16 protein-coding genes are annotated in these 20,354 nt (G+C 61.8%); 13 read left to right on the top strand and 3 right to left on the bottom strand.

Features of this window, described 5'->3' with window-relative positions:
* Positions 1–77: 77 nt before the first annotated feature.
* The 3 genes from ACIQWO_RS09605 to ACIQWO_RS09595 form a co-directional block, all read right to left on the bottom strand.
* Positions 78–980: a LysR substrate-binding domain-containing protein gene (locus ACIQWO_RS09605; protein ID WP_402822487.1), complete on the bottom strand. Its 903-nt coding sequence runs from the start codon at positions 978–980 to the stop codon at positions 78–80.
* A 37-nt stretch (positions 981–1,017) separates the two neighbouring features.
* The gene (gene fumC, locus ACIQWO_RS09600) at positions 1,018–2,412 is read right to left on the bottom strand and encodes a class II fumarate hydratase (protein WP_402823886.1); all 1,395 of its coding nucleotides are present in this window, start codon (positions 2,410–2,412) and stop codon (positions 1,018–1,020) included.
* Between the two features lie 231 nt (positions 2,413–2,643).
* Positions 2,644–3,519, bottom strand: coding sequence for a LysR family transcriptional regulator (locus ACIQWO_RS09595; protein ID WP_402822484.1), 876 nt, complete (start codon positions 3,517–3,519; stop codon positions 2,644–2,646).
* A 171-nt stretch (positions 3,520–3,690) separates the two neighbouring features.
* Here ACIQWO_RS09595 and ACIQWO_RS09590 point away from each other — a divergent pair, with 171 nt between their 5' ends.
* The 13 genes from ACIQWO_RS09590 to ACIQWO_RS09530 all read left to right on the top strand — a co-directional run bounded on the left by ACIQWO_RS09590 (position 3,691) and on the right by ACIQWO_RS09530 (position 19,506).
* Complete coding sequence (locus tag ACIQWO_RS09590; RefSeq protein ID WP_402822481.1) at positions 3,691–5,199, top strand: CoA-acylating methylmalonate-semialdehyde dehydrogenase; 1,509 nt, start codon at positions 3,691–3,693, stop codon at positions 5,197–5,199.
* 135 nt (positions 5,200–5,334) lie between these two features.
* Complete coding sequence (locus tag ACIQWO_RS09585) at positions 5,335–6,984, top strand: GMC family oxidoreductase (RefSeq protein WP_402822478.1); 1,650 nt, start codon at positions 5,335–5,337, stop codon at positions 6,982–6,984.
* Positions 6,985–7,420: 436 nt separating this feature from the next.
* Positions 7,421–8,200, top strand: coding sequence for an ABC transporter ATP-binding protein (locus ACIQWO_RS09580; protein ID WP_046290222.1), 780 nt, complete (start codon positions 7,421–7,423; stop codon positions 8,198–8,200).
* 8 nt (positions 8,201–8,208) lie between these two features.
* On the top strand, positions 8,209–8,982 hold the full coding sequence (locus ACIQWO_RS09575) for an ABC transporter ATP-binding protein (RefSeq protein ID WP_039394148.1): 774 nt from the start codon (positions 8,209–8,211) through the stop codon (positions 8,980–8,982).
* 76 nt (positions 8,983–9,058) lie between these two features.
* The gene (locus ACIQWO_RS09570) at positions 9,059–10,252 is read left to right on the top strand and encodes an ABC transporter substrate-binding protein (protein WP_402823883.1); all 1,194 of its coding nucleotides are present in this window, start codon (positions 9,059–9,061) and stop codon (positions 10,250–10,252) included.
* A gap of 128 nt (positions 10,253–10,380) precedes the next feature.
* Positions 10,381–11,265 carry a branched-chain amino acid ABC transporter permease gene (locus ACIQWO_RS09565; protein WP_402822473.1) on the top strand — a complete coding sequence of 295 codons (885 nt, stop codon included), beginning with the start codon at positions 10,381–10,383 and terminating at the stop codon, positions 11,263–11,265.
* 11 nt (positions 11,266–11,276) lie between these two features.
* A complete protein-coding gene (locus ACIQWO_RS09560; RefSeq protein ID WP_402822471.1) occupies positions 11,277–12,275 on the top strand; it encodes a branched-chain amino acid ABC transporter permease in 999 nt (332 codons plus the stop codon).
* Positions 12,276–12,844: 569 nt separating this feature from the next.
* Complete coding sequence (locus ACIQWO_RS09555) at positions 12,845–13,627, top strand: sulfite exporter TauE/SafE family protein (protein ID WP_402822468.1); 783 nt, start codon at positions 12,845–12,847, stop codon at positions 13,625–13,627.
* Between the two features lie 160 nt (positions 13,628–13,787).
* Entirely contained in the window at positions 13,788–14,933 is a 1,146-nt protein-coding gene (locus ACIQWO_RS09550; protein ID WP_150574935.1) for an ABC transporter substrate-binding protein, read from the top strand.
* Between the two features lie 257 nt (positions 14,934–15,190).
* Entirely contained in the window at positions 15,191–15,688 is a 498-nt protein-coding gene (gene hpaR / locus ACIQWO_RS09545; RefSeq protein ID WP_039394138.1) for a homoprotocatechuate degradation operon regulator HpaR, read from the top strand.
* Positions 15,689–15,889: 201 nt separating this feature from the next.
* Positions 15,890–16,945: a branched-chain amino acid ABC transporter permease gene (locus ACIQWO_RS09540; protein ID WP_150663702.1), complete on the top strand. Its 1,056-nt coding sequence runs from the start codon at positions 15,890–15,892 to the stop codon at positions 16,943–16,945.
* A gap of 18 nt (positions 16,946–16,963) precedes the next feature.
* Positions 16,964–18,760 carry an ABC transporter permease subunit gene (locus ACIQWO_RS09535; RefSeq protein ID WP_150660744.1) on the top strand — a complete coding sequence of 599 codons (1,797 nt, stop codon included), beginning with the start codon at positions 16,964–16,966 and terminating at the stop codon, positions 18,758–18,760.
* Positions 18,760–19,506: an ABC transporter ATP-binding protein gene (locus ACIQWO_RS09530; protein WP_402822461.1), complete on the top strand. Its 747-nt coding sequence runs from the start codon at positions 18,760–18,762 to the stop codon at positions 19,504–19,506. The genes ACIQWO_RS09535 and ACIQWO_RS09530 overlap by 1 nt, the downstream gene beginning before the upstream one ends.
* Positions 19,507–20,354 lie beyond the last annotated feature (848 nt).

Genomic DNA, 20,354 nt, shown 5'->3' with positions numbered 1-20,354 from the left:
AAATGACAGGCAAAACGATAATTCCGCATGTTGCCATGCGTGTAGCGCATGGCAACTTCTGGAAAATCACGTAACCCCTATGATGGGAAACGAGTTTCCGAGTAGATCCAGTTGCGGAAAATTCGCGCTGCAGCATGCTCATGGCGCTCGGCAGGCCAGACAAGGTAGTAGCCGCCGCCGAGACTCGCCGACGCGTTGCACGCGGGCACGAGCAGACCAGCGTCGAGACACGGGTCGATCATGTGACGCCAGCCCATCACCAGTCCGCCGCCTTCGATGGCCATCTGCACGAGCAGCGGGTAGTAATTGGCGCTCACCATGCGCGGGAATTTCGGCGCGCTCACGCCTTGCAGCTCGAACCAGTCGGGCCACGACATCCACTTGCGCTGACCGTCTTCGATGAAGAGCAGCGTTTCGCTCACGAGATCGGCGGGGGTGAGCTGACGTCCGTCGAGATAGCTGGGGGAGCAGACGGGGAAGACTTCCTCGTCGAACAGACGGCGTCCGGCGAAATCGGGCGGCAGGTCGTTACGCACGTAGTACACGCCGAGATCGAATTCGGATGCGGAGAGCGACGTGATGCCGTCCTTCACGATCACGCGAATCTTGATGTCGGGGTGTGCAGCGCGAAAGCGCATGAGTTGCGGCGTCATCCAGAGCACGGCCACTCCGGACGAGCATGCGACCGTGAGTTCCAGATCGCCGCGTCGTTTCATGAGGTCGGCCGTGGCTTCGGCGCATTCGCCGAGCAGACGCTGAATCTGCTCGGCGTAGCGTTGTCCGGCCACCGTCAGCCGCAGCGTGCGATGTTCGCGTGTGAAGAGCGCGCGCCCGAGAAACTCTTCGAGCTGCGCGATCTGCCGACTCACGGCGCTTTGCGTGAGGTTGAGTTCCGCCGCGGCCCGGGTGAAGTTCGCATGCCGCACGGCGGCATCGAACGCAATCAGGCAGTGCAGCGGCGGCAGGGGCGAAATCGGCATGCGCGGTGACGGTTAATGCAGGGTACGCGTCAGGTGTTTAACGCTTGCCGACCATTTGCTCCGGGCGAACCCAGGCGTCGAACTGCTCGGCCGTGACGTGGCCTAGCGCCAGGGCGGATGCCTTGAGCGTCGTGCCTTCCTTGTGTGCCTTCTTTGCGATCTGCGCGGCCTTGTCGTAACCGATGTGCGGGTTGAGCGCGGTCACGAGCATGAGCGACTCTTCGAGCAGCGTGCCGATGCGTTCACGATTCGGCTCGATCCCGATCGCGCAGTTGTCGTTGAAGCTGACCGCGCCGTCTGCGAGCACGCGCACGCTTTGCAGGAAGTTGTGGATGAGCATCGGCTTGAACACGTTCAGCTCGAAGTTACCCATCGAACCGCCGATGTTGATCGCGACGTCGTTACCCAGCACCTGACAGCACAGCATCGTCATGGCTTCGCATTGGGTCGGGTTGACCTTGCCCGGCATGATCGAGCTGCCCGGTTCGTTTTCCGGAATCTGCAACTCGCCGATGCCGCAACGCGGGCCGCTGGCCAGCCAGCGCACGTCGTTGGCGATCTTCATGAAGCTGGCGGCGAGCGTCTTGAGCGTACCGTGAGCGTTGACGATGGCGTCGTTGGCCGCGAGCGCTTCGAACTTGTTCGGTGCGGTGACGAACGGCAGGCCGGTGTCGCGGGCGAGCGCGTCGGCCACCTTCTTCGCGAATTCGGGGTGCGCGTTCAGACCGGTGCCGACGGCCGTGCCGCCGAGGGCGAGTTCGGCGACGTGGGGCAGCGCGTTGTCGACGTGCTTCAGGCCGTGGTCGATCTGCGCCACCCAGCCGGAGATTTCCTGACCGAGCGTGAGCGGCGTGGCGTCCTGCAAGTGCGTGCGGCCGATCTTGACGATGTCGTCGTAGGCGCGCGCTTTCGCATGCAGCGTGTCGCGCAGCTGACCGACGCTGGGCTTGAGGTGGTTCACGAGGGCGTCGAGTGCGGCCACGCTCATGGCGGTCGGGAAGACGTCGTTCGACGACTGGCCCTTGTTCACGTCGTCGTTCGGATGCACGAGGCGCTCTTCGCCACGCACGCCGCCGAGCAGTTCGCTGGCGCGGTTTGCGAGCACTTCGTTCATGTTCATGTTCGACTGCGTGCCCGAACCGGTCTGCCACACGGCGAGCGGGAATTCGTCGTCATGCTTGCCGTCGACGACTTCGTCGGCGGCCTTGACGATCGCGTCGGCCTTCTTTGCGTCCAGCACGCCCAGATCCTTGTTGACCTCGGCCGCTGCGCGCTTCACACGAGCGAGCGCGCGCACGAGTTCACGCGGCATTTTCTCGGTGGAAATCTTGAAGTTTTGCAGCGAGCGCTGGGTTTGCGCACCCCACAGACGGTCGGCAGGCACGGCAATTTCGCCGAAGGTATCGCGTTCCATTCGCACATCAGACATGATCGACTCCTCGAAGAGAGAATTAAATTCTAGAGCTTTAGAAAGGATCCGGCATGGCAGGCCATTGGGGGACGTGCCATGTCGTGGGAATGAATTGCGGGGAGATGGGCCTTTTCGAATGTCTTGAGCGTGAAGGCCTGAGCAGGCATGGATTATGCGCCGGAATTGCGATGCGAGGGTGTCGCGAGACGGGGTGAAATGCCTGCGTCCTACCCTGAACTCGGCTCAGGCCACTCACGCCCAAACGGCGGTGACCAGTTGCAGTGCGGCGGCAATAGCGGGCTCCTCGCGCCGGGAGGCGAGGGTGACGAACGCGAGTTCCGTGGGCACCGACACGCTGTCGGCGATCACCAGACCGTGCGCACGCGCCTCGCGCAGCGCAATCGAGTCGCGCACCAGCGACAGACCGATGCCCGACTTCACGAGATCGAGCATCGACGGCTCCTGATCCACTTCCGCCACCTTGACGGGCGATGCCCCGGCTTCACCGAAGACCGCCGACAGCAGACGGTTGTGCGCCGATTCGGGCGGTGTCCAGATCCACGGCAGGGCGGCCAGTTCGCGCCAGCCGCGCCGGGACACGCGCTCGCGCCAGCCAGCGGGTGCCAGCACCTGATAGGAGAAGGGCGTGAGGGTAATCGCGTGAAAGCGCGTCGGGTCGGGACTGCCGATATAGAAGCCGACGTCCAGCTCGCTGCGCGCAAGCCGTTGCAGCACGTCGCCCGACATGCTGTGACGCAGGGCCGTCTCGATCTGCGGATACGACTCCACGAGACGCTTGAGAAACGCCCCCAGACGCGTGAACTCGGGATCGAGGATGGTGCCGATGCGCAGGCGTCCGCGCACGGTATCCCGTAATGCCCCGGCGGCCTGCTGAAGGTCGGTCAGTGCGGCCAGCATGCGCTCGGCGAGCGGCAGCAGCGCCTGACCGTCCCGCGTGAGCGCCAGCCCTTGCGCGGTGCGCGTGAAGAGCGTAAGCCGCAGCGTCTCCTGCAAGGCCTTCACCTGAAGGCTCACGGCGGGTTGCGTCAGATGCAGACGTTGGGCGGCACGCGTGAGATTGCCCTCACGGGCGATGGCAACGAAGGCGCGAAGATGAGCGAGTTCCATGGACGACGGACGAAAGCAGGCGTTTCACCGGAGCAATATAAGCGAATCTTATATTGCTTTTGATTTTTTCTCATTGGATTGCCGCCCGTCGCGGCAGTACGCTTGGGGCTACTCGTGGCGCTGAGCGTGACAATGCCGGTGCCGATGCCTCGAAATCCACAGGAAACGAACATGAGCAACGCTGATATTCCGACCGTCCAGCACTTCATCGGTGGCCAACGTGTGGCCGGTGAGGGCGAGCGCTTCGCCGACGTCTTCAATCCGGCCGAGGGGGCCGTGAGCGCCCGCGTGGCGCTGGCCAGCGTGAAGGATGTGAATGCAGCGGTCGCGGCGGCGAAAGCGGCGCTGCCGTCGTGGTCGGAGACGGCCCCGCTCAAGCGCGCCCGTGTGCTGTTCAAGTTCAAGGCGCTGCTCGACGAGCATCAGGACGAACTCGCCCGCATCATCACCCGCGAACACGGCAAGGTGTTCTCCGACGCACGCGGCGAAGTCACGCGCGGCATCGAGATCGTCGAGTATGCGTGCGGTGCGCCGAATCTGTTGATGGGCAAGCACAGCGACAACATTGGCGGCGGCATCGATAACTGGCATCTGCGTCAGCCGGTCGGCGTCTGCGCGGGGATCACGCCGTTCAACTTCCCGGTGATGGTGCCGATGTGGATGTTCCCGATTGCGCTCGCCTGCGGCAATACGTTCGTGCTCAAGCCGTCCGAGCGCGATCCGTCGGCGAGTCTGCTGATTGCCGATCTGCTGCGCGAAGCCGGGCTGCCGGACGGCGTGTTCAACGTGGTGCAGGGCGACAAGGTCGCCGTGGATGCGCTGCTCGATCACCCGGACGTCGAGGCCCTGTCGTTCGTCGGCTCGACGCCGATTGCCGAGTACATCTACACGGAAGGCACGCGACGCGGCAAGCGCGTGCAGGCGCTCGGCGGTGCGAAGAATCATCTCGTGGTGATGCCCGATGCGAATCTCGATCAGGCCGTCGATGCCCTGATCGGCGCGGCCTACGGCTCGGCTGGCGAGCGCTGCATGGCGATCTCGGTGGCGGTCGCCGTGGGGCAGGTGGCGGATCGTCTGGTCGACGCACTGGTGCCGCGCGTGAAGGCGCTGCGCGTCGGGCCGGGCGTGGACGACGCCTCGGAGATGGGACCGGTCGTGACCGCCGCCCACAAGGCGAAGATCGAGGGCTATATTGCGGAAGGCGTGAGCGCCGGGGCGACGCTGCTCGTCGACGGTCGCGGCCTGCAAGTCCCGGGGCACGAGCAAGGGTTCTTCCTCGGCGGCACGCTGTTCGATCACGTGACGACCGAGATGACGATCTATCGCGACGAAATCTTCGGGCCGGTACTGGCCGTTGTGCGTGTGCCCGATCTGGCGTCGGCCATCGAGCTGATCAACGCCCACGAGTTCGGCAACGGCGTATCGTGTTTCACGAGCGACGGCGGTGTGGCGCGTGCGTTCTCGCGTCAGGTGAAGATCGGCATGGTGGGCATCAACGTGCCGATACCGGTGCCGATGGCATGGCAGTCGTTCGGCGGATGGAAGCGTTCGCTGTTCGGCGATCATCACGCCTATGGCGAAGAGGGCATTCGCTTCTACACGCGCTTCAAGAGCGTGATGCAGCGCTGGCCCGACAGCATCGGCAAGGGGGCGGAGTTCACGATGCCGGTGGCGAAGTAAATCGCGACGCGGCAAGCACTACAACGACAAAAATGAACCCGGTGAGGGTGGCGACAGTCCACCTCACTCGGGTGCCGCACCAGCGTCGGCACCGCACTATGGCGAGTGCCGCGCCATCGACGGAGACATGCGGGAATGAGCAAGCAGACGGACAAACATAGCGACAAGCAAGAGCGCTTCGATTACATCATCGTCGGGGCCGGGTCAGCGGGCTGTGTGCTGGCGAACCGTCTCACGCAAGACCCGGACGTTTCCGTGCTGCTGCTCGAAGCGGGCGGCAAGGACGACTATCACTGGATTCACATCCCCGTCGGCTATCTCTACTGCATCGGCAACCCGCGCACGGACTGGCTGTATCGCACGCAAGCGGAAGCCGGGCTGAACGGACGCTCGCTCGCGTATCCGCGCGGACGGGTGCTGGGCGGCAGTTCGTCGATCAACGGCATGATCTACATGCGCGGTCAGCGCGAGGATTACGACGTGTGGGCCGACGCGACCGGCGACGACGGTTGGCGCTGGGATAACGTGCTGCCGCTGTTCAAGCGCAGCGAAGATCACTACAACGGAAGCTCCGAGTTTCACGGCAGCGGTGGCGAATGGCGCGTCGAGAAACAGCGGCTGTCGTGGCGCGTGCTCGATTCGTTTGCCGACGCTGCCGAGCAGGTCGGCATCCCCAAAACCGACGACTTCAATCGTGGCGATAACTTCGGCATCGGTTACTTCGAAGTGAATCAGCGGCGCGGTGTGCGCTGGAGTGCGGCGAAGGGCTTCTTGCGACCGGCGTCGCAACGTCCGAATCTGACGGTGATTACCGGCGCGAGCGTGAGTCGTCTGACTTTCGACGGCACGCGCTGTACAGGCGTTGCGTATCGCGGCGGTAACGAAGACTTCGTGGCGCTCGCGAACATCGAGACGATTCTTGCAGCGGGCGCGGTTAATTCACCACATCTGCTCGAAGTGTCCGGTATTGGCGATGGCGAGCGGTTGCGCAATCTCGGCATCGATGTCGTGTCGCATGTGCCCGCTGTCGGCGAGAACTTGCAGGACCATTTGCAATTGCGCACGGTGTACAAACTGCGCGGCGCGAAGACGCTCAACCTCACTGCGAACAGTCTGCTTGGCAAGCTGTCGATCGGCATGCAATATGCGTTCACACAGCGCGGACCGATGAGCATGGCGCCGTCGCAGCTCGGGGCGTTTGCGCGCAGTCGCGATGACATGGCGCGTCCCGATCTGGAATATCACGTGCAGCCGCTGTCGCTGGAGAAGTTCGGCGAGCCGCTGCACAAGTTCAACGCGTTCACGGCGTCGGTGTGCAACCTGCGACCGACGTCGCGCGGTCATGTGCATCTCGCGTCTCCCGATGCGCGCGTGGCACCGAACATCGCGCCGCACTATCTGTCGACGGAAGAAGACTTGCGCGTGGCCGCAGACGCCATCAAACTCACGCGCCGCATCGTGGGCGCACCGGCGTTCGCGCGTTACGAGCCGCGCGAGTATTTGCCGGGGCCGTCGTATCAGAGCGACGACGACCTGAAGCGCGCGGCAGGTGACATCGGCACGACGATCTTCCATCCGGTCGGTACGTGCCGCATGGGACGTCACGACGACCCCGATGCGGTCGTCGATCCGCAGTTGCGTGTGCGTGGTGTTCAGGGGTTGCGCGTGGTGGATGCGTCCGTCATGCCGATGATCACTTCTGGCAACACCAACTCGCCGACGATCATGATCGCGGAGCGCGCCAGCGACATGATTCGCGCTGCGCGTAAGGTTCGCGTCAGCTAACGACCTACCGCCGCTTTCTCAAAACTTACGTAGTAATACCTAATGTCGCGCAAGATCGATGAGTGCCCGGTGCGGTATCTCATCGATATTCGCTATCGCCCGCCCATTTGCATGTGCCGCAAAAGCCTTGTCGCACAAGGGCGGTGCATCGTCGCGTGCTATGTGACCGAACGTTCTGCAACGCGTGTGAGCATGCGCGTTTCGAGGGGTGCGAAGCCTAGTGCAAATCCCAATGATCGCGTTGCAGCAAACCACACACAATAACGTTTCCCTATGAGTGATCGAACCAAGAATTCGGCGCTTCCTTTGGGACGCGGGGCACTTTGCGGACGACGCCAACCATAGCGTCACCCGCCTGCCTTGCGGTTGTCACAGACGATGGTGTTTGAAGCGCACACGACGCTTCGCACCGCCAACCAGGAATGTGGCAGGAGACATGGCGAACAACGATTACATTCTCGAAACCCGCGGGCTCACCAAAGAGTTCCGTGGCTTCACCGCCGTGAACGGGGTCGACCTGCGCGTCGCGCGCGGCACCATTCATGCGCTGATCGGGCCGAACGGTGCGGGCAAGACCACCTGCTTCAACCTGCTCACGAAATTCCTCGTGCCCAGTGCAGGCTCCATCACCTTCAACGGGGAAGACATCACCCGTGAAGCGCCTGCACAAATCGCACGACGCGGCATCATCCGCTCGTTCCAGATATCTGCCGTGTTTCCGCACCTCACCGTGCTCGAGAACGTGCGCATCGGTCTGCAACGCAATCTCGGCACGGCGTTCCACTTCTGGAGCAGCAGTCGCACGCTGCGTCAGCTCGACGCGCGCGCCATGGAGTTGCTCGCGGAAGTCGGCCTCACCGAATTCGCCCATACGCTCACCGTGGAGTTGCCGTACGGCCGCAAACGCGCGCTGGAAATCGCCACCACACTTGCTATGGAACCCGAACTAATGTTGCTCGACGAACCCACGCAAGGCATGGGTCACGAAGACGTTGATCGCGTCACGGCACTCATCAAGAAGGTGTCGGCGGGACGCACGATTCTGATGGTCGAGCACAACATGAACGTGATCGCCGGTATCTCCGACACCATCACCGTGCTTCAGCGCGGCGAGGTGCTCGCCGAAGGGCCGTATCACGAAGTCTCGAAGAATCCGCAGGTGATGGAAGCCTATATGGGCACGGCGGACGGCGAAATGCAGGGAGCCCACGGGTGAGGACGGCTATGTACGGTAACGGCGGCAACAACCAGGGTGGCAAGAACGGCGGCAACGTGCCCGCGCTGGAAGTCGAAGGGCTTCAGGCGTGGTACGGCGAGTCGCACATCCTGCACGGCGTGGACCTGACGGTCGGGCGTGGCGAAGTCGTCACGCTGCTCGGCCGCAACGGGGCCGGGCGCACCACGACGCTGCGCGCGATCATGGGCCTGACCGGTCAGCGTCAGGGATCGATTCGCATTGCCGGTGAAGAAACGATTCATCTGCCGACGTATAAGGTCGCTCATCACGGCGTGGGGTATTGCCCTGAGGAGCGCGGCATTTTCGCGAGCCTGTCGTGCGAGGAAAACCTGCTGCTGCCGCCGTATATCGGCATGAGCGGCAATCGTCGCGAAGACGGCGGGCGCGGCATGTCGCTCGACGAGATCTACGACATGTTCCCGAACCTGAAAGAGCGCCGCCACAGTCAGGGCACGCGCCTGTCGGGTGGCGAACAACAGATGCTCGCCGTAGCGCGAATTCTGCGCACGGGCGCAAATCTGCTGTTGCTCGACGAAATTTCCGAAGGCCTCGCGCCGGTGATCGTGCAGACGCTTGCGCGCATGATCACCACGCTCAAAGCGCGTGGCTACACCATCGTGATGGTGGAACAGAATTTCCGTTTTGCGGCTCCGCTGGCCGATCGCTTCTATGTCATGGAGCACGGCAAGATCGTGGAGCGCTTCGGTGCTCCGGAGCTGGAGACGAAGATGCCGGTGCTGCACGAGTTGTTAGGCGTATGAGGTGAGCTACCCGGCGTGCACGCGTGCCGGGCGATGGACCCAGGCGATCAAATCCACGAAGGAGACGAAGATGACGATGCGGATGAAGGCGTTGGCCGTTGCGGCTGCGTTTGGTTTTGCGGCAATGGCCTCGCAGGCCCACGCCGATGGCAACACGGTGAAGATCGGTTTCATTACCGATATGTCGGGTCTGTACACCGACATCGACGGACAGGGCGGCGCAGAAGCCATCAAGATGGCCATCGCCGACTTCGGCGGCAAGGTCCTCGGCAAGCCGGTCGAACTGGTCACGGCCGATCACCAGAACAAGGCGGACGTCGCGGCGTCGAAGGCGCGCGAATGGTTTGACCGTGGCGGTGTAGACATGCTCATCGGCGGTACCAACTCGGGCACCGGCCTGGCGATGAACAAGGTCTCCGCCGAGAAGAAGAAGGTCTACATCAACGTGGGCGCAGGCTCCGACGCGCTGACCAACGACCAGTGCCAGCCGTACGGCGTGCACTACGCGTACGACACCGTCGCGCTCGCACGCGGTACGGGCTCGGCCGTGGTGAAGGCGGGCGGCAAGTCGTGGTTCTTCCTGACCGCCGACTATGCGTTCGGTCACGCGCTGGAGAAGTCGACCTCCGACGTGGTCAAGGCCAACGGCGGCACGGTGGTGGGGCAGGTGCGTCACCCGCTGTCCGCATCCGACTTCTCGTCGTACCTGCTGCAAGCGCAGGCGTCGAAGGCGCAAGTGCTGGGTCTGGCCAACGCCGGTGGCGACACGATCAACGCGATCAAGGCAGCGAAGGAATTCGGTATCAAGGGCAAGATGCAGATCGCCGGTCTGCTCGTGTTCATCAACGATATTCACTCGCTCGGTCTGGATAACACGGAAGGCATGTACCTGACCGACAGCTGGTACTGGGACAAGGACAAGGACTCCCGCGCCTTCGCCACGCGTTACTTCGGCAAGATGAAGAAGATGCCGTCGAGCCTGCAAGCGGGTGACTACTCGGCCACGATGACGTACCTCAAGGCCGTGCAGGCTGCGGGTTCGACAGACGCCGACAAGGTCATGGAGCAGCTGCACAAGATCAAGATCGACGACATGTTTGCCAAGGGCTACATCCGTAAGGACGGCACGATGGTCCACGACATGTACCTGATGCAAGTGAAGTCGAAGAAGGAATCGAAGGAGCCGTGGGACTACTACAAGGTGGTCGCAACGATTCCGGGCGACAAGGCTTTCACGACCGAAGCCGAATCGACCTGCAAGCTGAAGTAAGCGCAGCACTTCGTTAGCGTAAGTCGGTGGCACCGCAGGGTGCCGCAAACAAGCGATGCACGGATAGCGACGGGACGCGTGTCCCGTCGCGACCTTTCTCCAAGGTTTCTCCCAGAGAATCGATTTCGATGGACTTTCTAGGCATCCCCCTGCCGGCGCTGTTGAGCCAACTGCTGCTGGGACTGGTGAACGGCTCGTTCTACGCCATGCTGAGCCTCGGCCTGGCGGTGATTTTCGGTCTGCTCAACGTGATCAACTTCGCGCACGGCGCGTTGTTCATGCTGGGCGCCATGCTCGCCTGGATGGGCGGCAATTATCTCGGCCTCAATTACTGGGTCATGCTGATCCTCGCCCCCGTTGCGGTGGGCATCATCGGCATCGTGATCGAGCGCACCATGCTGCGCTGGATCTACAAGCTCGATCATCTTTACGGACTGCTGCTGACGTTCGGTATCACGCTCGTGCTCGAAGGCGTGTTCCGCTCGATCTACGGCGTGTCCGGTCAGCCGTTCGACGCGCCCGACGCGCTGTCCGGTGCGACCAACCTCGGCTTCATGTTCATGCCGAACTATCGCGCGTGGGTGGTGGTGGCATCGCTCATCGTCTGCTTCGCGACGTGGTTCATCATCGAGAAGACGAAGATCGGCGCGTATCTGCGCGCTGGCACGGAGAACCCGAAGCTCGTGGAAGCGTTCGGTGTGAACGTGCCCCTCATGATCACGCTGACGTACGGCTTCGGCGTAGCGCTGGCGGCATTCGCCGGTGTGCTCGCTGCGCCCGTGATTCAGATCTCTCCGCTTATGGGCCAGTCGATGATCATCACCGTGTTCGCGGTGGTCGTGATCGGTGGCATGGGCTCCATCATGGGCTCGATCGTCACCGGGCTGATGCTCGGCGTAATCGAAGGCTTCACCAAGGTGTTCTACCCGGAAGCGTCGGCGACCGTGGTGTTCTTCATCATGGTGATCGTGTTGCTGCTGCGCCCTGCCGGGCTGTTCGGCAAACAAAAGTAAGGGACGAAACCATGCAACAACAGATGCAACAACGCGTGCTGTATTCCCTGCTGCTGTTGGCGCTGATCGCCGCGCCGTTTGTCGGCGCGTATCCGGTCTTCGTGATGAAGGTGCTGTGCTTCGCACTGTTCGCTGCCGCCTTCAACTTGCTGCTCGGCTTCACGGGCCTGCTGTCGTTCGGTCACGCTGCGTTCTTCGGTAGCGCCGGTTATGTGACGGGCTATGCGATCCGCAATCTCGGCTTCACGCCGGAGGTCGGCATTCTCGCCGGCGTGGTTGCGGGGGCGGTGCTGGGGCTGGTGATCGGCTTGCTCGCGATCCGGCGTCAGGGTATCTACTTCGCCATGATCACGCTGGCGCTCGCGCAGATGCTGTACTTCTTCTGTCTGCAAGCACCGTTCACCGGCGGGGAAGACGGTCTGCAAGGCGTGCCACGTGGCTCGCTCTTCGGTCTGCTGCCGCTCGACTCGGATCTCACGCTGTACTACGTGGTGCTCGCGATCTGCGCGCTGGGTTTCCTGCTGATCATGCGCATCGTGCATTCGCCGTTCGGTCAGGTGCTCAAGGCGATCAAGGAGAACGAGCCGCGCGCGATCTCGTTGGGTTATGACGTCGACCGCTTCAAGCTGCTGGCGTTTGTGCTGTCGGCCACGCTCGCTGCGCTCGCCGGTTCGACCAAGACGGTGGTGCTAGGCTTCGAGACCCTCACCGACGTTCACTGGACGATGTCGGGCATGGTGATTCTGATGACGCTTGTGGGCGGTCTCGGCACGATGCTCGGGCCGGTGGTAGGCGCGGTGGTGATCATCGTGCTCGAGAACAAGCTGGGCGATATCGGTAACTGGCTCGCGACGGCGACCGGCGTGACGTGGTTCCAGACGCTCGGCGAATCCGTGACCATCGTGATCGGTGCGATCTTCATCATCTGCGTGCTGGCGTTCCGACGCGGTCTCGTGGGCGAGTTCATTGCGCGCAGCCGGTTTTTCCGGTCGATGTCGCAGGCGTCGTAAGGGTGTGAATTGAGCGATTCGTGGAAGCCGGAATGTCGACGGATGCACCTGTGTGGCGCGTCCGCTCGTCACTCTGGCGCACGAATGTCAGAAAAAACCTAATTCGTAGGGGTAAATGCTGACTTGTGGTGCATTGGGTGCTCCTTTATTCTCTCCCTCAGTTCGCGTCACAGCAGGATATAGGGGCGAGGAACGAGGAGACAACAAGCGCGATAACGCGCACCGCCAAAAAAGAAAGCGCTGTCGGAGAAGACTCCGACAGCGCTTTTTATATTGTGCTTCACCTTCCGCATGGCGTCGCATTGCGCTGTGCCAGGCCTTCGTCAGCCATGCCATATTCAGCGGTCATGACGCTTCCTTGCGCGGTTCTCGCGCATCGTATTTCTAATTTCATCAGTTTCTCCGCATTTCATTCGCAATTTCAGCTGTCTTTACGCCACATTGCGAGAATTACACCGATTTCTACCGCAATAAGTACGCGCAATGCGGAATAAAGACGCTATGCTCGGCGTTTTCGTCTGGCTGGCTTCCAGTTGCGCAGCGACTGAGGTGTTGTGTATGGGGAATGTATGTTGATGGGTTGGTCGCTGACCGATTTGCTGATGCTCGCTGGCGGGGCGTTTCTCGCCGGGCTGGTCGATGCCGTGGTCGGTGGCGGCGGCCTGATCTCCGTGCCTACGCTCTTTGCCGTCTTCCCCAATGCTGCGCCGCCGCTGCTGTTCGGCACCAACAAGATGGCCAACATCTGGGGCACGGCCTCGGCAGCAATGCGTTACTCGCGCGGTATTCAGTTGCGCTGGGCGCTCGTACTGCCTGCCACCGTCGCGGCGTTCGTCTTCTCATTCTGCGGTGCGTACGCCGTCACCCATGTCCCGGCCGACATCCTGCGCAAGGTCCTGCCGTTCGTGCTGGTCGCTGTTGCGATCTACACCCTGCGCAAGAAGGATTTCGGGACGGTCCACGCCCCTGTGAAGGGCGGGGCAGGGGTGACGCTCATGGCGATCGCCGTGGGCAGCGTGATCGGCTTCTACGACGGTTTCTTCGGCCCCGGTGCGGGCAGCTTTCTGGTGTTTCTGTTTGTGCGGCTGTTCGGTCAGGACTTCGTGAATGCGTCGGCGTCCTCGAAGATCGTGAACGTCGCGACGAATTTGGCCGCGCTGTTGCTGTTCGGCATGAGCGGGCATGTACTGTGGCTGGTCGGCGCGGGCATGGCGATCATGAACGTGGTGGGCAGTCTGGTGGGCAGCCGTCTCGCGCTCAAGCACGGTGTGGGTTTCGTGCGGCGCATGTTTCTGGGCGTGCTTGCGGTGCTGATCGTGAAAACGGGCTACGACGCGTTTTTGCGCGGCTAGTGGCAAAACCGCTGTGGCAGATGCCACAGGTGGGGAAACCGCACTTTACGAAACGGCATCCGTGCCCGTAAGATGGGCGACAATTTACCGACTGCGCGGTCGGTTAATGTCAAAAAAATGCGTCAAAAATCGAATTCGAAATTTTTGTGAGGAGACCCAAATGAAACTGAAGTTGCTGTGCATGGCATCGGCCATGATGCTCGTCGCGGGCGTGGCGAACGCTCAAGTGAAGATTGGCGTGTCGCTGTCGGCGACCGGTCCGGCCGCTTCGCTGGGCATTCCCGAGAAGAACACGATCGCCCTGATGCCCAAGACGATTGCGGGCCAGACGGTGCAGTACATCGTGCTCGACGATGCGACCGACACCACGACCGCCGTCAAGAACATGCGCAAGCTGATCAGCGAAGATCACGTCGACGCCGTGCTCGGCTCGACCGTCACGCCGAACTCGCTGGCCATGGTCGACGTTGCTGCCGAAACGCAGACGCCGGTGATCTCGATGGCCGCAGGCGCTGCCATCGTCGAGCCGGTCGACGCGAAGCGCACGTGGGCCTTCAAGACCCCGCAGAACGACATTCTGATGGCCACCGCTATCGCCAAGCACATGGCCGACAACGGTGTGAAGACCGCGGCGTTCATCGGTTTCGCCGATGCGTACGGCGAAGGCTGGTACAAGGAATTCCAGAAGGCTGCCGATCTGAACAAGATCAAGGTCGTGGCGAACGAGCGCTTCAACCGTGCCGACACGTCGGTGACCGGTCAGGCCCTCAAGGTCATGGGCGCGAACCCGGATGCCGTGCTGATCGCCGGTTCGGGCACCCCGGCAGCACTGCCGCAGCGCACGCTCAAGGAGCGCGGCTACAAGGGCAAGCTGTATCAGACGCACGGCGTGGCGAACAACGACTTCCTGCGCGTTTGCGGCAAGGACTGCGAAGGCACCTATCTGCCTGCTGGCCCGCTGCTCGTCGTCGAGCAACTGCCGAACGACAACCCGGTGAAGAAGTCGGCTGCTGCGTACAAGGCCGCTTATGAGAAGGCCTATGGCGCCGGTTCGATCTCGACCTTCGGCGGTCACGCCTGGGACGGTGGCCTGCTGCTGCAAGCCACGATTCCGGTGGCACTGAAGAAGGCCAAGCCGGGCACGCCGGAGTTCCGCGCAGCGCTGCGCGAAGCGCTGGAGAACGTCAAAGACATGCCGGGCACGGCAGGCATCTTCAACATGAGCAAGAACGACCACAACGGTCTGGATCAGCGCTCGCGTGTGATGGTGCAAATCGTCGACGGCAAGTGGAAATTGGCGAACTGATGCGCGTCGGGGCTGCCTATAGCATGCAGGCATGCCCCGCTGTTCCATCGGAAACATCTGCGGTAAAAGCGCCCGGTTCGACCAGCCGGGCCTAAAGAACGGGCGTTCGCGCCCGTTTTTTTTGAGCGTGGTAGTTTCGCGCATCGCAAAGAGACGGCAGGACATGCATTTGCGAGCGGCACATGAGAGGCCGCATTGTCCCAACCTGATCGCCGCAGCCGGGGGGCTGAACGGCCGATCCTTTCGAGCGTAAATCCATGACGGGTGAATTCGAACACCGCAACCTATCCCTGTTGTTGCTGCAATCGCGTGAAGCGGTGATGGGCCTGTTTCGGCCGTTACTCAATTGCTACGACATCACGGAACAACAATGGCGTGTCATACGCGCCGTCAACGATAGCGAATCCGGGGAAATGGAGATCGGGCAGGTGGCGCGCGAGTGCTGCATTCTCAGCCCCAGCCTGTCGGGCATGCTCGAACGTATGGAGGCGTCGGGTCTGATCATGCGTCGGCGCGTGGCGGCGGACCAGCGTCGCGTGATGGTGTCTCTGACGCCGTCGAGCCGGGCGCTGTGCAAGAAGCTCGGTCCGCTGGTCGAGGAGCGCTACCGCTATCTGGAAGACAAAGTGGGACGCGACACGCTCGCCGAGATCTACCGGCTGATGGATGTCGTGCGCGAAGCCCTGCCGCCGGAGGTGCTGGCCGACGCACCGTCGTTGCCGACCAAGCCCCGCCGTCGTCGAAAAACGGGTTGAGATGTCGTCATCTCAGTAGTCACCCGGGTTTTACCAATGCATAACGGTTTATACAATTCATAATTCGCTGCGCTGCGACACGGGGATCGTGCGGGGTGCGCCGAAGTTGAAGGGGAACGGGGTGGCAGCGCGCTGCACCGTGCATCACACCGGCTGTCTCGCCAGCCGGTTCAAGAAGTACTCAAACGAAGTGAGAGGAGCATGGATCTTTCGATTGCAGCCATCCTGGCGCAGGACGGCATCACCACGGGTGCGATTTATGCCTTGCTGGCATTGGCGCTCGTGTTGGTGTTCTCCGTCACCCGCGTCATCTTCATTCCGCAGGGCGAGTTCGTGTCGTATGGCGCGCTCACGCTCGCGGCTATCCAGACCCAGAAGTTTCCGCTGACGAGCTGGCTGCTCGTGGCCATGGGCATTTGCACGTTCATTGTGGAGACGGCAAGCGTCTTGCGTCACAGTGAGCGACGCAAGCTGGCGGGCCGCCTGGTGCCGGTGTTCGCGGGTAAATATCTCGTGTTTCCGATTGCCGTGTTCTTCGTGGTCAAGGCGATCTCGCCGATGACCTTGCCGATGCTCGTGCAGATTGCCGTCACGCTGTTGCTGGTCGTGCCGATGGGGCCGATGCTCTATCGCCTGGCCTATCAGCCGCTGGCGGAGGCGAGCACGCTGTTGCTGCTGATCGTCTCGGTCGGCGTGCACTTCGCGCTCACGGGCCTTGGGCTGGTGATGTTCGGTGCCGAGGGTTCGCGCACGCAGGCGTTCTCGGACGCGAGCTTCAATATCGGCTCGGTGATGGTGTCCGGACAGAGTCTGTGGGTGGTGGGCGTGTCGGTCGTGATGATTCTGGCGTTGTACTTCTACTTCGATCGTTCGCTCTCGGGCAAGGCGTTGCGCGCGACGGCCGTGAACCGTCTGGGTGCGCGTCTGGTGGGCATCGGCACGGTGCAGGCCGGTCGGCTGGCGTTCACGCTGGCGGCGGTGCTGGGCGTGCTGTGCGGCATTCTGATCGCACCGATCACGACCATCTATTACGAATCGGGCTTCCTGATCGGCCTGAAGGGCTTCGTGGGTGCGATTATCGGCGGTCTGGTGAGTTACCCGGTCGCGGCGCTCGGTGCCATTCTCGTGGGCCTGCTGGAGTCGTATTCGTCGTTCTGGGCGAGTGCGTACAAAGAGGTCATCGTCTTCACGCTGATTCTTCCGGTGCTGCTGTGGCTGTCGCTCACGAGCAAGCACGTTGAAGAAGACGAGGAATAAGCCGGGGCGGACCACAGAATGAAAAACAAATACTTCCTGATTTTCCTGGTGCTGCTGGCGGTGTTGCCGGTACTGCCAGCGCCGGTGCGTTTGCCTGAATACTGGGTGACGCTGCTCAACTACATCGGCTTGTACAGCATTGTCGCCATCGGTCTCGTGTTGCTCACGGGCGTGGCGGGCATGACCTCGTTCGGACAGGCGGCGTTCGTCGGTCTGGGCGCCTATGCGACGGCGTATCTGACGACGGCTTACGGCGCATCGCCGTGGCTCGGTCTGATCGTCGGTGTGGCGATTACGGCGGGTGCGGCGCTGATCATCGGTGCGATCACGATGCGTCTGTCGGGCCACTTCCTGCCGCTGGGCACGATTGCGTGGGGTCTGGCGCTGTATTACCTGTTCGGCAACCTGGAGTTCCTGGGCAAGTACGACGGCCTGAACGACATTCCGACGATCAACCTGTTCGGCCTGGAGTTGGCGAGCGGGCGTCAGATGTACTACCTGATCTGGATCGTGGTGGTGCTGGCGGTGGTGTCGATCAAGAACCTGCTGGATTCGCGTCCGGGCCGTGCGATTCGCGCGCTCAAGGGCGGCGGCGTGATGGCCGAAGCGATGGGCGTGAACACGGCGTGGATGAAGGTGGTCGTGTTCGTCTACGCGGCGGTGCTCGCTGCGATTTCGGGTTGGTTGTACGCGCACTTGCAGCGTGCCGTGAACCCGACGCCGTTCAACCTGAATCACGGCATCGAGTATCTGTTCATGGCGGTGGTCGGTGGCGTGTCCCACGTGTGGGGTGCGGTGCTGGGTGCAGCGATTCTGACGGTGCTCAAGGACTACCTGCAGAACATTCTGCCGGTGCTGTTGGGTGCGAACGGCAACTTCGAAACCATCGTCTTCGGCATCTTGCTGGTGCTGTTGTTGCAATATGCGCGCGATGGCGTGTGGCCGTTCTTCGGCAAGATCTTCCCGGCGCGACGTGTGGCGAAGGCACCTGAGCAGGCCGAGCCGTTGGGACACCGTCCCAAGCCAGCGGTGGGCGAGGTGGTGCTCAAGCTTGAGAAGGCACGCAAGGAGTTCGGTGGACTGGTTGCGGTGAATGACGTGTCGTTCGAAGTGAAGGCGGGTGAGATCGTCGGCCTGATCGGTCCGAACGGTGCGGGCAAGTCGACGACGTTCAACCTGGTGACCGGTGTGTTGCAGGCAACGCGCGGCGAGATTTCGTTCCTCGGCGAGCGCATCGACCGTCTGCCGTCGCGTGAGATCGTCAAGCGCGGCATCGGCCGGACCTTCCAGCACGTGCGTCTGATGCCGCACATGAGCGTGCTTGAGAACGTCGCCATCGGTGCGTATCTGCGCGACAAGAACGGTCTGCGTCGTCGTCCGCAGGGTGGCGTGTGGTCGAGCGTGCTGCGTCTGGATCGTCACGAAGAAGCGATGCTGTTGCACGAAGCCAAGCAGCAGATCGAGCGTGTGGGCCTTGGCGCGCACATGTATGACGAGGCGGGCAGTCTGGCGCTGGGTCAGCAACGTATTCTGGAAATCGCGCGTGCACTGGCGTGCGATCCGACGCTGCTGTTGCTCGACGAACCGGCCGCAGGCTTGCGTTATAAGGAAAAGCAGGCGCTGGGCGATCTGCTCAAGAAGCTCAAGGACGAGGGCATGAGCGTGTTGCTGGTCGAGCACGACATGGACTTCGTGATGAATCTGACCGATCACCTGGTGGTGATGGAGTTCGGCACCAAGATCGCCGAGGGGCTGCCGGAAGACGTGCAGAAGAACCCGGCGGTGCTCGAAGCGTACCTGGGAGGAGTGGAGTGATGGTCGACGCAATTCTGGAGGTCAAGGACCTCGCCGTCGCCTACGGCAAAGTCGAGGCGGTGCATGGTGCACATCTGCGGGTTGGGGCTGGGCAGATCGTCACCGTGATCGGACCGAACGGTGCGGGCAAGTCGTCGATGCTCAACGCGATCATGGGCGCGCTGCCGCACAACGGGTCGAGCAAGGGCAGCGTGGCTTATCTCGGTCAGGAGATGTCGGCGCTGACGATTGAGGCCCGTGTGTCGCGCGGCATGTGTCTGGTGCCGGAGAAGCGTGAGCTGTTCTCGACGATGACCGTTGAGGACAATTTGCTGCTCGGCGCTTATCGTCGCAAGAAGGCGGGGGAGAAGAACTTCCTCGATCAGATGGAAGTGGTCTATGAGCTCTTCCCGCGCCTGAAGGAGCGTCGTGTGCAGCAGGCGGGGACGCTGTCGGGCGGGGAGCGTCAGATGCTTGCGGTGGGTCGTGCGTTGATGGCGAAGCCGCAGTTGCTGATGCTGGACGAGCCTAGCCTGGGTCTGGCGCCGCTGATCGTGAAGGAAATCTTCCACATCATCAACGACTTGCGTAAGACGGGCGTTGCCACGCTGCTGATTGAGCAGAACGCCCGTGCGGCGTTGCAGGTCGCCGATTACGCCTACGTGATCGAGACGGGCGAGCTTGCCCTTGAAGGCCCGGCACAGGAGTTGGCCACCAATCCCAAGGTCATTGAGACGTATCTGGGGCTGGCTAAGAAGGCTGCCTGACGGCCCTTGGCTGTCGGTACATAGTTGGACGTAGGTTGAGAAGGCCCGCCGGTTTGGCGGGCCTTTTTTCGTTTCTGGTGCAGGCGGTGGGGCACTCGCTTTAGCCGATGATGCGATCCGAACGGTCGTTCGGTAAGGATATCCGTCCCTAATTCTTTGGACCGATGCGGGGGCTTCGCGTCAAAGTATGCCAAGTCACTTATTCACAGTTGCTTGTGGATATGTGTGGGTAACTCAAATCTATGGCGCACCGCCGCAATAAGGGGTTGCGAGATTTCCTCGAAATTCTTGTGGAATTCGTTGTCGAGGTTATCCACAGAAAAGCAAATTCCTGCGGCGGATTTTTGTGTTCAGCTCGTGGATGTGGATAACGCAGGTGGATGATCGCTGCGGAGATGGCGGCGGTGTTTGCTTTCGGCTTTGTTTGGTCGTTTTCGTTTCTTGGTTTCACGTGGAACGGAGGTGGGTTTTGTGGGGGTTTTTCTTAACACCACATCCCGTTATCACGGTGCCGTTCTCCCTCACTTCCGGGTAGTGGGGATCGACGGTACTCGGCTGTGCTCCACTTGAAAGTCGCTTCGCCAGAGTACCGTCGATCCCCACCCCTCATATTCCCGGAGACTTCGTCTCGGTTCGACCTCGGTCGGCTAAATGTGGCGAAGTGGGGTGACGCGTGGAGTTGGCTCCATACAAGTGGGATGCATGCCTTCTTTTAAAACCATCTTGTGCTACCGCGGCATTGTTCTCCTTGGCTTCCGGGCAGTGGGGATCGGGGGCACTCGGCTGTGCTCCACCTGAAAGTCGCTTCGCCAGAGTGCCCCCGATCCCCACGCCTCAAACTTCCGATC

Source organism: Pandoraea sp. NPDC090278, from assembly GCF_044772185.1.
Lineage (GTDB): Bacteria > Pseudomonadota > Gammaproteobacteria > Burkholderiales > Burkholderiaceae > Pandoraea.
Note: the sequence above shows the minus strand (reverse complement) of the source record. Positions and strands in the feature narration are given on the sequence as shown.